Raw genomic sequence first — 15676 nt, 5'->3', positions numbered from 1 at the left:
TTCGCTTACGATGCTGGATGCACAATTGCAAAAAGCATCGTAATGTCCTTGTCTGTTTATTGTGTGATCATTGGCAAGTTCAAGCCTTGCTCTTTGGCACAATCAATCGCAATGTCATAACCTGCATCGGCATGACGCATCACCCCTGTTGCAGGGTCATTGGTCAGTACACGTGCAATACGTGCTGCTGCTTCATCGGTACCATCACACACGATGACCACGCCTGAATGTTGCGAGAAGCCCATACCTACACCACCGCCGTGATGTAGTGATACCCAAGTCGCACCACCAGCAGTATTGAGCAAGGCATTTAATAACGGCCAGTCAGATACAGCATCAGAACCATCTTTCATTGATTCTGTTTCACGGTTTGGACTCGATACTGAACCTGAATCCAAATGGTCACGACCAATCACGATCGGTGCTGAAAGTTCACCGCTACGCACCATTTCATTGAATGCCAAGCCCAATTTTGCACGTAAGCCTAAGCCCACCCAGCAAATACGTGCTGGTAAACCTTGGAAGCTGATACGTTCACGCGCCATATCTAACCAGCGATGTAAATGTTCATCATCTGGAATGAGTTCTTTTACTTTAGCATCTGTCTTATAGATATCTTCTGGATCACCTGAAAGTGCCGCCCAACGGAATGGACCAATACCGCGACAGAACAATGGACGGATATAAGCAGGAACGAAGCCTGGGAAATCAAAGGCATTTTTTACGCCTTCATCTTGTGCCATTTGACGGATGTTGTTGCCATAATCAAAGGTCGGAACACCCATTTTCTGGAAATCCAACATCGCTTGAACGTGCTGCGCCATTGATTGTTTAGCCGCTTTGACCACCGCTTCTGGCTCAGTTTTAGCGCGCTGACGGTACTCTTCCCATGTCCAGCCAATTGGTAAATAACCATTTAACGGATCATGTGCGCTGGTTTGGTCAGTCACCATATCTGGGTGTACACCGCGACGAACTAACTCAGGTAAAATTTCAGCGGCATTGCCATGCAGTGCAATCGAAACTGCCTTGCCTTCTTTAGTGTATTTTTCAATTCGCGCCAAAGCATCATCTAAATCAGTTGCTTGCTCATCGACATAACGAGTACGTAAACGGAAATCAATACTGGTCTGTTGGCATTCGATATTAAGTGAACATGCACCTGCAAGTGTTGCAGCTAAAGGTTGTGCACCACCCATACCACCTAAACCAGCAGTCAACACCCAACGACCTGTTAAATCACCGTTATAGTGTTGACGACCTGCTTCTACAAAAGTTTCATATGTGCCTTGTACAATGCCTTGGCTACCAATATAAATCCAAGAACCCGCTGTCATCTGACCATACATTGCAAGACCTTTGGCATCCAATTCATTGAAATGCTCCCAAGTTCCCCAATGTGGTACAAGATTCGAGTTCGCAATCAAAACACGCGGTGCATCTTTATGCGTTTTGAATACGCCAACAGGCTTACCTGATTGAACCAACAAGGTTTCATCTGTTTCTAAATTTTTAAGTGTTTCAATGATCTTGTCAAAACATTCCCAGTTACGTGCAGCACGACCGATACCACCGTAAACAACAAGCTCTTTTGGATTTTCTGCAACATCAGGGTCAAGATTGTTCATCAGCATGCGTAAAGGCGCTTCTGTTAACCAGCTTTTTGCATTGAGCTTTGTACCACGTGGTGCGCGAATTTCTACATCACGAAATTTTGTTGTCGTTGTTGTCACAATCGGACTCCTTCCATTGAGTTTGAATCAGCAAATTAACCTGCTTTACTGTATAGCAATGTATTAACTTGTATATACATCTATATACTACACAAAACTTTTATCTTGAAAAGATGCTTTTCAATTCTTTTATGAAAATAATTTACAAGTTTATGAAATAAATAGATTTATTTTTATATTAGCAATAAAAAACACATACAACCTGAGGCTGTATGTGTTTTAAGAAAATGTGAAAAACTTAATTTTTTGTAAGTTCGATTAGACAAGCTTGCTGTAAACGTTGTGATTTTAAAACCAGTTTTTTCAATGATTTTGGCTGCTGAATTTGAAGACTTTCATGCTGGGCTAAACAGAAAATCTGTTGCTCTACTTCAATTTCTAATGATTCTTGACTGTGATTAAAAATAAAAATCAGATCGGCTGTACTGAAAATTTCAGTAATAGTCGTCTCACACATCCATTGATAGCGAGAATTCCATTTTTCAGGGTTATAAATCAGATTAAAGTCCCGAATCGGCCCATTGCTGAGTTCACAACTGGTCGTGCTATCCCCGCTAAATTGTGCGGACTGTAAGGTTTTCAGATGTTCAGTATCATCGTCAATATTCAGTATGATGCCAGCACCTTCCAATACCGTGAGGATACGCTGCATGCCATTAAACTTGGAAAAATCACCCGAAGTTTTGACATCCGCCATGGAAATACGCCAATCAAACGTATCCAGACTATCACCGTCACTTCGGGCAAGCTCAATGGTATAACCTGCGCCATTCTTCCACAGCATCTGCTGATAATCAGCTGCGCCTAAGTGTTGAATCATTGAGTAAATTTACCTTCCAGATAATAACGACTACCGGGATAGATCAATCGCGCACTAGAAATAAGTTGTTTATTCGACCAAGTGCGACGACGAATCAATAGACATGGTTCGGTCTTATTGATTTTCAGCCATTTGCATTCTTGTGCGGAAGCCAAAATTGCTGTCACCACATGTTCGCCTTCGGTCACAGGTGCTTTTGACATTAAATATGCATTGGGTGTAATACTTTTAAAATCTTGTGCCAAGTAATCTGGAATCAACATCGGATCGACCAATCGATCTTCAATCTGTACGGGCACATCATTTTCATAATGCACAATGATCGAGTGAAAGAGCTTTTGTCCTTCTCTAATCTGCATCAACATGCTTTGTTCCGCATTGGCCTGAATCTGTTCCAGTACCAAGACTTCGGCATGGTGCTTATGATTTCGGGCAATGATTTCTTCGGCAATATTATTGACATGAAATAAAGCGGTACGCCCTTGCCCTTCGGCAACAAAAGAACCAACACCTTGGATACGTACCAATAAACCTTCACTAGTCAGCTCGCGCAAAGCACGATTCACCGTCATGCGGCTACAGCCGAGTAAATTGACCAATTCACTTTCTGAAGGAATCTTTTTATTGACCGTCCATGTTCCTTCATAGATTTTTTGCGAAATCATTTGTTTCACACGTAAATACAAAGGAACAGGACTATCTTCTTCTAAGGACAAATCTAAATCGTTTTGCTTTGCCGCTCTTGACATTGGCTAAAACTCATACTAAATACTATAAGTCATAGTATATTGAATTTAGAATAATTGTATATACAAGCCTATACAAATAAACAATTTAGGCCAAATAACATACAAAGCATTCCGTTTTTGTCCTTAAAAACATACAATCTGTTTTAGCTTATATGATTTTATGATGTGAGTCTGATCAGCATCGGCAATGTATTAACTTATCGGGATGATATTTAATGATGTTGCTTGCATCATGAACAATATTAATGACCTCAAGAAAAGTCTTATCTTTATTCAGCTTATGTCTGAAAATAGGCAAATTTTTGTATAACTTGAGATAAAGAACATTCTTCAGTCCTCCTACTATATACATAAAAAATCTTTCAAAATAATTATCTAATTTCAAAAATTTGATTGAATATATGCTCTTATAACAGACCACAAAAAAGTAGCTGTGGACCCAACTAATATATTCAAAATTATTTTAACGATATTTGATAAATTAGAGTTATATAGTTTTAAGTTAAGTAGATAAGCGATTCCTCCTAAGCCACCTCCAACGGCTCCACCAATGAGGACCAAGATAAGCGGCCAACCACACATCACATACACTTTAAATTTTAATTTTTTCTTACTAGATGAAACATCGTCCATATCAAAGTTACCTAATCAAATTTTCTCATAGATTTTTTCTAAAAACACTCTACCTAATTTTTCCAAAAATCTAAATCATGGAAAAAGAATACGTTTAGAAACTAAAAAACTGGTATAGCCATCCAGCTATGCTCACAACGGGGTTATGAAGCTTTAAAATTGGCTATAAATACACTCATCATCATTTCAGCTAAAATCGTTAACATTTTATTTTTCTCTATCTATATAATTACCAAAAACCTCTATTAACAAAAGTGTAAAACTACAAGCTATCCCACAAAAAAAGCTAATAATTAAACCCCAAAAAACTGGAACACTTTCTCCTTTTATTACAAAAGAGAAAGAACCTACAAAAAAAATAGAAATCATAATTAAAATGCCACGCGCAACCGCGCTAATAATTGGATGTTCTGAAGCCTTAAAATTAGCTATAAATACACTCATTATTATTTCAACTAAAATCGTTAACATCATTTCACCTTATTTTTTACTTTGTTCGTCTTTAGGGGCAGTTGCTGCTTTCACTGCACGTGAACTTGCTTGACCTATTACCTGTTCATTGGCAAATATAAAAAAACCAGATGCATTGTTTTTAATAAAACTTCCTGCTTTAGGAGCGTTTAATGCAATACTACTCCAACCCACTTGACCAAAACCTGCCGCCGCTGATGTACTTGCTCCCAAAGCTCCCGTAACCGCACTGGTTGCCGCTACACCTCCTGTGCGAACCAGATTGATATCGGTTATAATTTAATTATTTCTATAAAACTTATTTATTAAAAATTATAATTCTTTATTTTTTACCAAAATCTGTTCTCTCTAACCATCTGAAAAGTGAAAAAAATAGAAACATTATTAAACCTAATCCAAATGAAAGTAAAAAAAATAAAACTTGCTGAGGAAAACTCATTAGATTACCTTTGATTAAATCTAAAATATTTCCAATGACAAATGCAAAAAAGCCAATAACCATTCCTTTAACAAAACTAGTTAAATATGGATATTCTTCTGACTTATAATTAGAAACAAAAAATGCAACAATTACCTCTGCAAGAATTGTTAACATAATTTATTTCTCCTTCCCCCATATAGAATCACAGATAAATTCAATTAAAAACACTAAAATACTAATAACCAGCCCTCCTACAAAACTAACCATCAATGTGAATCCGACTGAAATTTCTCGCCCATTTACAAGGGAAGAAAACAATCCCAGAAAAAAAATTGTTATCATAATTAAAATTCCTCTTACCACTATATTTATTATAGGGTGTTCAGAAGCCTTAAAATTGGCTATAAATACACTCATCATTATTTCAACTAAAATCGTTAACATTATCTCACCTTATTTTTTACTTTGTTCGTCTTTAGGAGCAGTTGCTGCTTTCACTGCACGTGAACTCGCTTGACCTATTACCTGTTCATTGGCAAATATAAGAAATCCAGATGCATTGTTTTTAATAAAACTTCCTGCTTTAGGAGCGTTTAATGCAATGCTACTCCAACCCACTTGACCAAAACCTGCTGCCGCTGATGTACTCACCCCCCAAGCCCCTGTAACCGCACTGGTTGCTGCCACTTGTTTAGTTCAAATCAAGAATTTATAGCTTCAACAGATTATTGCAATTAGGCCAAAAACCTTAATACTACTGAAAATTAATTTTATATTTTAAAATTAACTTCCTCACTAAAAACCATTATTTACTTCTTTTTATAAGGGTAATTAACAACAATAAAAAATACACCTAAAATAACTCCAATCCCTAAACAAAATAAGTATCCAAAGAAAATACTTGAGTACATATCTTGCTTTATTCCACCATTAAGCAGATATTTAATAGTGGATAAAACAGCAGCACTTAGACCTATAATTATACCCTTTGTAAACTCTACAACCTTAGGATACTCACTAGAATCAGAAGAACTAATAGAAAATAAACCTACAAAAAAATTTAACAATAAACTCTGCAATATCCGTTAACACAAACTATTTATCCTTTCTACCCCATATTAAGTTGCAAGCAACCTCTATTAAAAATATAAGTATAGTTCCTACTACCCCCCCCACAAAACTAATCTTAAGCCCCCAAATAAAAGGGATTGTATTTCCTTCTATCATACATGCTAAAGCTCCAACAAAAAAACAAACAAACATGAGTACAAAACCACGAGCAACAACGTTTATAACTGGATGCTCAGAGGCTTTAAAATTGGCTATAAACACACTCATCATTATTTCAACTAAAATCGTTAACATCATTTCACCTTATTTCTTACTTTGTTCGTCTTTAGGGGCAGTTGCTGCTTTCACCGCACGTGAACTTGCTTGACCTATTACCTGTTCATTGGCAAATATAAGAAAACCAGATGCATTGTTTTTAATAAAACTACCAGCTTTAGGTGCGTTTAATGCAATGCTACTCCAACCCACTTGACCAAAACCGGCTGCAGCTGATGTACTCGCCCCCCATGCCCCTGTAACCGCACTGGTTGCAGCCACACCGCCCGTACGAACTAGATTGATATCAGTTACACATAGACAGGTAAAACTTTGAGCTACCACATCAACTACCCCCCCTGCAGCTGCACTGGCTCCTGCGGCTTTAGCAATCGTCTCTGCTGACAAACCCGCACTAGGCAACGTGGCACCATTACCAAGATAAGGTGCGGCTTTCCGCGCAATCGGTGCAGCAACCGCCCCTCCGCCTGTTGCCGCCCCAGCCACAACATAAGGCCCATATCCCGCAACGACAGCAGCACCTAAAACAGTATTATTAATCGCACCCTGATTTCTTAAATCTCTGCGTAATGCAGGGTCTTTCGCAAAAGCACTCATGGTATTCGGAAATAGATTCCCCAATAAACCAGGACTTGGCGTCGGTTTATTATTCATGACAGGGAAATCATTGCGCCCCATACCGCGTGCAACTTTGGCTTGCTCATTGGTATTGCGCTGGCGCTCTACAATCGGTGCATTCCTACGGTTAAAATCTTGAGAGTAACGCTCATATTTTGACTGATTCGCATTCTTATTTTTCTCTGCCATCAACCCCATTGGGTCAACCCATTGATTTGGATCACGGACATAAGCTGAGGTATGGATTCCACCCTCTAAACCCAACGGGTCTTTACTAATATAACGAGCACTGAATGGCTCATAATAGCGATGCCGGTTGTAATGTAAGCCTGTTTCCTGATCAAAATACTGACCTTGGAATCTCAGATGAGTATGTTCAAATGGATTATCTGGATGAAACGCTTTTACATTGAGTGTCTTGCCCCAAGTATTCAGGGTAATTTCCCAAACAGCCTCTCCACGCTCATTTGTTAAACATTGCGGTGTGCCAACCTGATCACAATGATAAAAAGCAACTCGCTCCAGTTCGGCTTTATTGATTCTCGTATCATTTTTCCAGAGTGGATCTTTTGCAATGGAATAAGCCTCGGTCTGATAACGCTTGTAATCAGGTGTTTCAACCAAACGGATAAAATTTGAGTAACCAGTTTGAAATAAGGGCGTAAAACTATTGGGTTCATAGACATAATGTTTGGTATAGCTTTTCCCTGTTTCGAAATTCTGCTCTGCCTCCCAAGTCATCACATCGCCCTCCCAACCAAATAAAGTCAGGCTGTTTTGGTTTTTCTTAAATAGACGACGACCAAAGACATCATAGCCATATTCAGTAATTTTCCCATTATGGTCACTCTGGATTAATCGATTCAAGTGATCCCATGTCAATTTGAGTGACTTCCCTTTTTGTTGTAGTTCGATCAAATTTCCTCTGGCGTCATATTGATAATATCTCCCTTGGTATTGTCTGATCAGATTATTATTGACTTGGGTTTGACCAGACTCGATCAAATTTCCTGCTGGGTCAAAATTAAAGCGCTCACTATTAAAAGGACTTAAACTCGTTATTAAACGACCAACAGGATCATACTGATAGTTAAATTTTCCCAATCGGCTATCATCTATTTCTGTAATTAGATAATTTTTATCATATTGATAATGGCGCTCAGCGTGATATTTGGCTGTAGAAAGTGGATTGAAAGAATCTGAGTCTTGCTCAGTATCAATACGTTGTGAACAAAGTAATCCAACCTGATTATATTGCTTGGTTTGAATTAACCCATTGGCGAGTAAACGCACACGTTCTCGATGAAGACCATCTCGCTGAAAAGCCACCATTTCCTGTTTATTAAAGGCGATCCCATAAACATGCCCAGCCCCATAATTTAAATGGGTTTGAATTTGTCCATCGGGTCGAATCGTTTTGATTAAATGTCCCAATTCATCATATTCATAACGCAAGACTGCTGTTAATGCTGGATGATCTGGTATTTTATAATGTTGATGTTCTCTGACCAATTGCCCTAAAGCATCATAATAAAGATCAATTTGGCTGAGACCATTACTTACTTTACTCAACTGCTGATTTAAATTGTATTCAAAAGTCTCTGTATAAGGTTGCCTTGTTTCCAAATCAATATAATCTTTAGATGCAATGTGTCCATCTGCATGATAATAAAACTGCGTCTGAATATTCGATTGCTGAATCTGGAAAAGTTGTCCATTTTCATTATAGATAAAATGTTTTTCTTCACCATCAAACGCTTGTTCACGAATAAGCTGACCATAATGATTATAGTCAAACTGGTACACCGCTTGATTTTGATTGAAAAGCCTGTGAATACGCCCTTTTTTATCCCATTGGTAACGTATCTGATGATGATTAGCATCAACCCGACGTTCAAGCAGCCCCACAGTATTATATTGATATCGTGTGATTAATCCCTTGGTATCAGTATGTTTAAGTGGGCGACCTTCTTCATCATGTTCAAAATGCTCGTTCAACCCATCAGGGTAAACGATCGTTTGCAACTGCCCCTTATCTTTACCCTGTGTACTATATTGATATTCAATACGTTGCTCTTCAGCTGACAGTTGTGATTTGAGCTGACTTGTTTCATCATAGTCCCAATGACTACTTTTCCCTGAGCAGTCTGTATAAGACAATATTTGTCCTAAATCGTTATATTTAAATTTTTTTGTTCCACCTATGGCATCGGTTAGTTCTATCAGTTGGTTATCGTTATTGTATTTATATTGAGTCACCAGCCCTTGTGGATTAATTTCTTTGCTCAAATTACCTTGCGTATCATATTCACGCTTCCAAATATTTCCTTCGGGGTCTTTAATTTCGCTTAGATGCCCTTGCACATCGTAAGCAAAACGAATCACACCACCATTTGGCTGTATAATCTTTGCCAGTTGACCAAGATCATTATATTCCTGCTGAGTTTCACGTCCTTCAAAATCGATCTGTCGGGTAATCCGTTTTTGCTTATCTCGGGAATACCACGATTCCCGCCCATCAGCTAAGCGGATACGATAGGTAAAACCATGAAGGTCAAAATAATAATACGTCGGTGTATCATAAGCATCAAAAACAGTGACTTGCCTTAAACGGGGATGCCATTTCAGTGTGGTATGAAAACTGCCATCATCTGCCCACTCTTCAATGGCTCTTGCAGTTGCAGCGGTTGAGTCATAACGAATATTGTGCCCACGTCCAGTACGATCCGTATAACGTGTTAGTTGATGAGCATGATTATATTCATACTGACGGAAATAGCCATTTTGATCATAAGCCTTGAGTAAATTACCTTTTATATCATATTCATAACGAGCTAAAGGTTCAGGTTGTTCATCTACAAATATAGCTATAATTTTGACTTGATCATTAAAAGCAAACTTGAGTGTTTGCTTGGCTCTTTTAAATTGAAAATCTACAGCCTGTAAATATGCAAGTTGATTAATCAACAGATAATTGAACTGAATACGTTCTTCTGTTTTTTGATTCAACTGTTGAATCAATTGATAGCTTTTACCTTGATTAAAACTATGAAAATAAAAATCCCAGTCTGTACCAACGTTTAAAATTAAGTCTCCATCTTCCAACGGCTCTATGCTAAAGCGCTCAAAAGGCATGCTATAGCGACTCGTTATAATTGAAGATGGGAGTTGGTGTTTACGCCCCATTGCATCAATAAACAAATAACCTTGCGTATTTTGTGTAATCACATAAGAAAAGGGGGTTATCCATCGTGCTCCTATCATCTCGAGATCTAAGCCATCTCGTTGTGAATTATATTGACGACTAAAAGTAAAATCGATTTTAGTTAAATAGAAATCAATATCTTGGATTTGTTCCGTTCCAATCGAGTAACGAATACTATTTTCAGATTGCGAATCCGTACCTGAACATGGAGGTGCATTGATTGCATCTATCTGTAAACTTAAAAACTCTAAAATATCCCCATTGGTATGTTGTTCATGTTCTCCAGTTTGGTTGGCAGGTACACTCGCATTTGTTTTTTTGTTTTGAGTTTGGATTGTGTTTAAACATTCTTGTATTAACCAAGCCAAGGTATATTTTTGATCTACATTCGCTTGTTGTTGCAAAGCACGATCTAAAGTCGTAAGTGCTTGTGTTACGCCCTGAATGAGCGAGCTACCCTTTTGAGTTTCGATTTTTGTACTTATGTCCGTTTGAGTTGGGGCCTCTAATAAATGGATTAAAGGGACTGCCCAATTCGTAAATTTAAGCTTAGGGTCTCTTTTTTCCGCACTTACGCCAGTCGCTATAATCTTTTTTTCAAATGACGTTCCCGATGGGGCTGTGACAAAACTTTGTAAAATTGTGGTGGCTAAAACACTGGCTTGCTCTAACAACTCAGGAAGCTTCATTTGTGTTTCATGCAAGAATTTTTCTAAATCCCCCGCAATCATGGCATTCAAGTGCAAACTCAAACGTTTAATTTGTGCTGATGTAATTTTGCCATTCTCAGAATATAAACTATCCGCCATTAATCCAAGCATCGGACGTAAGGCCATACGCACATGCGCTTGATGATAAGGCTCCACAAATAAACCGATTAAGTTTGCGCCAAGTATTGCAACTTGCTGAACACCTACATCTCCACTCTCTGTTTCTCTTGTATAGTGCAATAAGCCTAAAATACTCTCAGTCAAAGCAAAAATATTTGCCACTGTTGGGATATTTGCACCACTTTTTAATTGTTGAAGACTGGTATTTCCATAAACATTTAAATAATGCTGGATTTGATTTGCAGTCATTTGCAAATCCGCCACATCTGTAATACTTTCTAAGTTAAAAATAGCCAGTTGAACTACAGATTGTCTTTGTTCTTTGATCTGTTCAATATTTTTTGTCGTCATAAAACTAAAACCTTTTATTTATGCGGACGCATCTTTGTCATAGAGCTTTTTTAATTTGATAATTCGTTTTTTATCCATCTTGTACGGAACTTTTGGGGTTTATTCCGATCTGTTTCATCATCATGATCTGATCAAGGGATAAATTGGCATTAAGCTGAGATGAAATGGCACTCAGAACATAATGACTCGTCTGATCTTTAAATTGCGCGATGGTCTGCTGACCTAAATCCTGTAATGCATGTTTACCCATTTCTTTGAGATTACTGATCTGGCCTGAGAATAATTGAGTTTTTAGTTGTGACATCATATTTTGTCCTATGCCATCAAGTGCATTCTGTACATGAGCCGTTATTCCACTAATGATTTCATCTGACCATGTATAATCACGCTCACTAAAATGACTTTTCTCTTCCCAAGCACTTCGCAGATCTCGTTCAAACTCAACTTTTGCAGGGCCGGGTGCAATACCAGTTACAACTGCATATCCATTTTTATCCAGTCTTCCTAACACCTGTTTACCGAGTGAATCCAAAACTTTAAAGCTCGTATCTTGAAAGAAGTCTTGGCCACCATAACTTTTCAAAAGTTCAAGTGCACCTTTTAATGGTTTTGCCTGTGGGAGTTGGGCCATTTGATTTGCACTCTCACCCGCCATAAACACATGCTGCCCTGCCTTGCTCTCAAACTTCCCCCCAGTTTTCGGAAAAATACCCGAACCATTTAAAGCAATTTGTGAGGATGCTCCTGTAATTAACACCTCTTTAGGGCTGCTAATTTCAATCCGATCTTCAGTTGACGCAATCCTAACTCCAAGTTTTGCCAATACATCCAATGCGCTGGATTGGGCCTGAATACTAAACTTTCCCTGTGCAGCCACAAGATTAAAATTTCCCTGAATTGCAAATAAACTGACTTTGTTCAAGGCATGACCAATGAAGTTTTTTTGTGTGCTCAGGTTGATACTGTTACCTGCGAATTGATTGATTTGCCCATCAGCAGAGACATGAATGTCCTCATTACTGCTTAGGCCAATGCCTGCTGGTGAGTTCAGTAATAGCAATGATTTTTTAAAACTTGCTACATTTTTTTCTAAGTACTCAGCGAATGCCTTTAACTGTTCAACTGATTCAATTTCATCAGTCTGTTGGTTCTTAGCAACTTCACTTAGAGCTTGAGCATTATTCAAACTACTTGTTAGTTGTATCTGAGTTTCTTCGGTATCTAAATGCTCACCTTGGGCTTGATCCTGTTTATAGGTGGAAAGCAATAAACCATCGCCTGCCCGTACTGCACCCCATTGGTCGGTGCGTAGCTCAAAACCTTCGCCTCGGTCTTCACTTTCAGCCTTGTCTTTAGGATGACTGAGTTTACCCAGATTCAGTTGGCTGGCGGCATGACTGCTTTGCAACTGGGCGCTGATCTGTCCCGTGGTGTCATCAAAGCGCAGTTGGTTAAAACCTTCGCCCTGATACTCTTTAGACTTAATTCCTGCCAGTTTCTTGGTGTCTGGCAGCTTACCTACTTGATCAAACTTGGTCGGGCTACGCTGGCCTTCATGAATTCTTCCCACCACAAATGGACGGTCAATATTGCCATCAAAGAAGTCAATCACCACGATTTCTCCAATACGTGGTAAGAAACGTGCACCATAGCCTTCACCTGCCCAAGGGGTCAGTACATCAACCCAAGCAGAGTCCGTGTCATTGTCATTGGCACCCGCACCACCATCGTGGCTATGGTCGTCATTCCGAGTGAAGAGAAAACGGACTTTAATCCGCCCCCATTCATCCACATGAATTTCTTCGCCGCTTGGCCCAACCACTTTGGCACGTTGCGGTGAGGCTGTTGGACGGTGTTGCAAGGGATTAAATTCGGGTACGGTTTTAATGCTGCGGCGTTGTAGTGTCAGTTGATTGGCTTGGCGTTCTTCTGTGTTATTAGATTGAGTTGGCTGCCAATTACTTTGTGCTAATAATTGATTGATCTGTTGATGTAGATCTTTGGGCAAATTGTTTTGGTTATAGAAGTTTTTGCCTGTAATCAGGAATTCTTTATCGCTGCCAGCATGTTGATCAATTTCAGGATGTTCAGCCAATTCAAACCAGTAACCCACATGCGTGTCGCGGACGGTGGTATGGGCTGTAAATTGCTTGGATTGTAAGTCGTAATATTGACCGAGATTTTGATTCAGTTTTTCGATCTGCGCATTGCCCGATGCGGTTGCACCATCTTCACCATTCAGGTCTTGCATCCATGCCGGTGAGAAATGCCATGCCTGTTCTAGACCTAAACTGGCATTGTCATATTGAGCACTGTGTTTATGTGTGCTCTGCACACTGCCTGCGCCATCTTCTTGTTCCAGTACATCGGCTTGCCAACGTTGTACATGCACGCTGCTCGGTTGTAAGCTGCGTTGCCCAACCAAACTGGTCATGCTGTCGTATTGTTCGGTGGCACTGCTACGGTGGTAACGAATCGTTCTTCTGTCTAGCGCTTGGTATTGGCTATTGTCATCAATCAAGCGTAGTTTTTGCGGCTGAATCGCGGCACTGCTTTGCGGAACGATTCGCTCGGCTTCATCAATTAACCAGCTAATCCCTTCGCTACGCATCAAAGATGTTAAAAATGCTTCATCTGATTGATTATATTGCATAATAAAAGGACGGATATCATAGTTCTGGCTCAGTCCGCTTAAGTCCAAAGTTAAGCTTGATGCAAATAAGGAACTCTTTTGCTGCCACTCCTTGAAGATAAGTTGCACGACATCAGGCACGCTCTTGTTCATAAACACGCGGCTGTTACGACGTTGTTTCCACAGTGCGGTGGGATCTTCTAAAGTCAGCTTATAGACAGTTAGGCTACCATCCGATTGCCCTTGTAAGGCTTGAGTAATAATCCCTGTGACACGGGTCAATTGTCCATTATCGGTCACCGTATCAATTGCCGCTTGGCTACCAATAAATTGTTTAAGTGGAATGGTCGCATTGGTCGACAGACAGATCAGTTCTGCCTTAAATCCATCATTCAGTTGATGCTGACCATCAATACGCTGTAGGAAGACTTGAGTATTTAAATCTTGATTGGAAAATTGAATATGGATTGCACGTTTTTGTGCTGTAAGGCCGAGACTCTCTAAAGCTTGATAGATATTATTCAGCATCTGTACATAGAATATTTGATTAAATTTAATGCATATTAATCAGAATGCAATTTTATCGTCTATACAATTCTGTCTATTCATATAAGATTGTCATAATGTGTTTAGCATTTTAATATTTCATGTTGAAAATATATTTCTAACTCGTAATAGTTTTCATATCTAAGATTTAAAAATAGAGTGCTAACACATAAATTATGTATTCTTATCTTTCTCCCATTTCAACCCTTACTTTTCTAAGTATATTATCCGTTTCTAGCTAAAATGGGATTGAAGTCTATACCGTATAGCGTTTGCTTAACCCCCATTCAGCCAAGATACGGCGATACATGGTCGAAGAACGATCTGCTTCAAAATGTGCTTCCATACTAATATCTAAAGGTAACTCTTCTGGCTTTTGCGCCTCTACCATCTCTTGATCTTCAGCAAAAATCTGCGCATTAAAATCATACACTGCCTGTAAATCACCTGTGGTATCAAAATTACGGGTTAACGGTACAAATAAACGGGTCTTATTATGCGAGATCGGACAACAGGCATTTAAAATCTTGAGTACCCCGTCATTCGGAAAATGAATGGTCAGCACGGCTGAAAATGGCGGATAAACATCAAAGATCCGTTCCCATAAAAAATCCTCAGGTGCTAAATGCTGCATACCATGCGGATAGTTGCTGACATTGCTGGTGTAGTTTGTATGCAAGCCATAATCGGTGCGTTCAGTCGAATATTTAGGTACGACGGGATTATCTCGATCGGCAAAAGCCTGATGATGCACCCAAGCAAAATGTGCCACATCAATAAAGCCTTCCAATTGACGACCACTTGAACCTGCAATATCGACTGACGGCGGCAAGATGGCTTGATGTGTCTCACTCTCCCATGTCTCTAACACAGGAAGATTCGCCAAACTTTCATCTCTGCCGAGAATACTGGTCCAGACCAATCCATATTTTAAAACAACAGGAAACTTGGTCAGGGAAAAACGCTCCGAGATTTTAGTTAAATCAGGTTGCGCTGGAATTTTGCTGCATTTGCCATCCTCATTAAAATGTAGTCCATGATAAGGACAGATCAAAGTATCCCCTTCAACCCAACCTTTGCTCAAAGGCACACCACGATGTGGGCAAATATCCCGAGCCAAGTGAATCTGCCCTGTTTCGGTCTTATACAAAGCCAGATTCATATCCAATAAGGTCACTTGCTGTGGTTTGCTGCTCACATCTTCAATACGTGCCACGGGATACCAATGTTGTGCAAGAATCTGCCAATCCTGATCATCAAATTGGCTATGGCATGGCTTATTTGGAAGATTGATGAATGGAATTGCGTTCATATCCTGTG

At 39.3% G+C, this 15676-nt stretch carries 14 protein-coding genes; all 14 read right to left on the bottom strand.

The genetic code is table 11. The features are described 5' to 3' along the window. Positions 1-56: 56 nt before the first annotated feature. The 14 genes from hutU to V6E90_RS04120 all read right to left on the bottom strand — a co-directional run bounded on the left by hutU (position 57) and on the right by V6E90_RS04120 (position 15668). Positions 57-1733 (bottom strand): urocanate hydratase, encoded by a 1677-nt coding sequence (gene hutU / locus V6E90_RS04185; protein ID WP_332604603.1) that lies wholly within the window; start codon positions 1731-1733, stop codon positions 57-59. A 238-nt stretch (positions 1734-1971) separates the two neighbouring features. After that, the gene (locus tag V6E90_RS04180) at positions 1972-2553 is read right to left on the bottom strand and encodes a HutD/Ves family protein (RefSeq protein WP_023270450.1); all 582 of its coding nucleotides are present in this window, start codon (positions 2551-2553) and stop codon (positions 1972-1974) included. Continuing rightward, positions 2550-3302, bottom strand: coding sequence for a histidine utilization repressor (gene hutC, locus V6E90_RS04175; RefSeq protein WP_016164081.1), 753 nt, complete (start codon positions 3300-3302; stop codon positions 2550-2552). Before hutC ends, V6E90_RS04180 begins: the two co-directional genes overlap by 4 nt. 381 nt (positions 3303-3683) lie before the next feature. Next, positions 3684-3935: a hypothetical protein gene (locus V6E90_RS04170; RefSeq protein ID WP_332604602.1), complete on the bottom strand. Its 252-nt coding sequence runs from the start codon at positions 3933-3935 to the stop codon at positions 3684-3686. 207 nt (positions 3936-4142) lie between these two features. Continuing rightward, positions 4143-4406 carry a hypothetical protein gene (locus V6E90_RS04165; RefSeq protein ID WP_332604601.1) on the bottom strand — a complete coding sequence of 88 codons (264 nt, stop codon included), beginning with the start codon at positions 4404-4406 and terminating at the stop codon, positions 4143-4145. Between the two features lie 9 nt (positions 4407-4415). Next, entirely contained in the window at positions 4416-4619 is a 204-nt protein-coding gene (locus tag V6E90_RS04160) for a hypothetical protein (RefSeq protein WP_332604600.1), read from the bottom strand. Between the two features lie 109 nt (positions 4620-4728). Continuing rightward, positions 4729-5001, bottom strand: a complete 273-nt coding sequence (locus V6E90_RS04155; RefSeq protein ID WP_016542105.1) for a hypothetical protein — start codon at positions 4999-5001, stop codon at positions 4729-4731. Between the two features lie 3 nt (positions 5002-5004). Then, a complete protein-coding gene (locus V6E90_RS04150) occupies positions 5005-5271 on the bottom strand; it encodes a hypothetical protein (RefSeq protein ID WP_332604599.1) in 267 nt (88 codons plus the stop codon). A gap of 9 nt (positions 5272-5280) precedes the next feature. After that, a complete protein-coding gene (locus V6E90_RS04145) occupies positions 5281-5514 on the bottom strand; it encodes a hypothetical protein (RefSeq protein WP_332604598.1) in 234 nt (77 codons plus the stop codon). A gap of 122 nt (positions 5515-5636) precedes the next feature. Then, positions 5637-5894 (bottom strand): hypothetical protein, encoded by a 258-nt coding sequence (locus tag V6E90_RS04140; protein ID WP_332604597.1) that lies wholly within the window; start codon positions 5892-5894, stop codon positions 5637-5639. Between the two features lie 28 nt (positions 5895-5922). Further along, positions 5923-6192 (bottom strand): hypothetical protein, encoded by a 270-nt coding sequence (locus tag V6E90_RS04135; RefSeq protein WP_332604596.1) that lies wholly within the window; start codon positions 6190-6192, stop codon positions 5923-5925. A gap of 9 nt (positions 6193-6201) precedes the next feature. After that, on the bottom strand, positions 6202-11178 hold the full coding sequence (locus V6E90_RS04130; RefSeq protein ID WP_332604595.1) for an RHS repeat-associated core domain-containing protein: 4977 nt from the start codon (positions 11176-11178) through the stop codon (positions 6202-6204). Positions 11179-11248: 70 nt separating this feature from the next. Then, positions 11249-14338, bottom strand: a complete 3090-nt coding sequence (locus tag V6E90_RS04125) for a type VI secretion system Vgr family protein (RefSeq protein ID WP_332604594.1) — start codon at positions 14336-14338, stop codon at positions 11249-11251. A 274-nt stretch (positions 14339-14612) separates the two neighbouring features. After that, complete coding sequence (locus V6E90_RS04120; RefSeq protein ID WP_262758594.1) at positions 14613-15668, bottom strand: aromatic ring-hydroxylating oxygenase subunit alpha; 1056 nt, start codon at positions 15666-15668, stop codon at positions 14613-14615. Positions 15669-15676: the final 8 nt, after the last annotated feature.

This window comes from Acinetobacter sp. ESBL14 (assembly GCF_036668815.1).
Taxonomy (GTDB): Bacteria; Pseudomonadota; Gammaproteobacteria; order Pseudomonadales; family Moraxellaceae; genus Acinetobacter; species Acinetobacter gyllenbergii.
The sequence above is the reverse complement of the archived record's forward strand: the minus strand, read 5'-3'. Positions and strand labels throughout refer to the sequence as shown.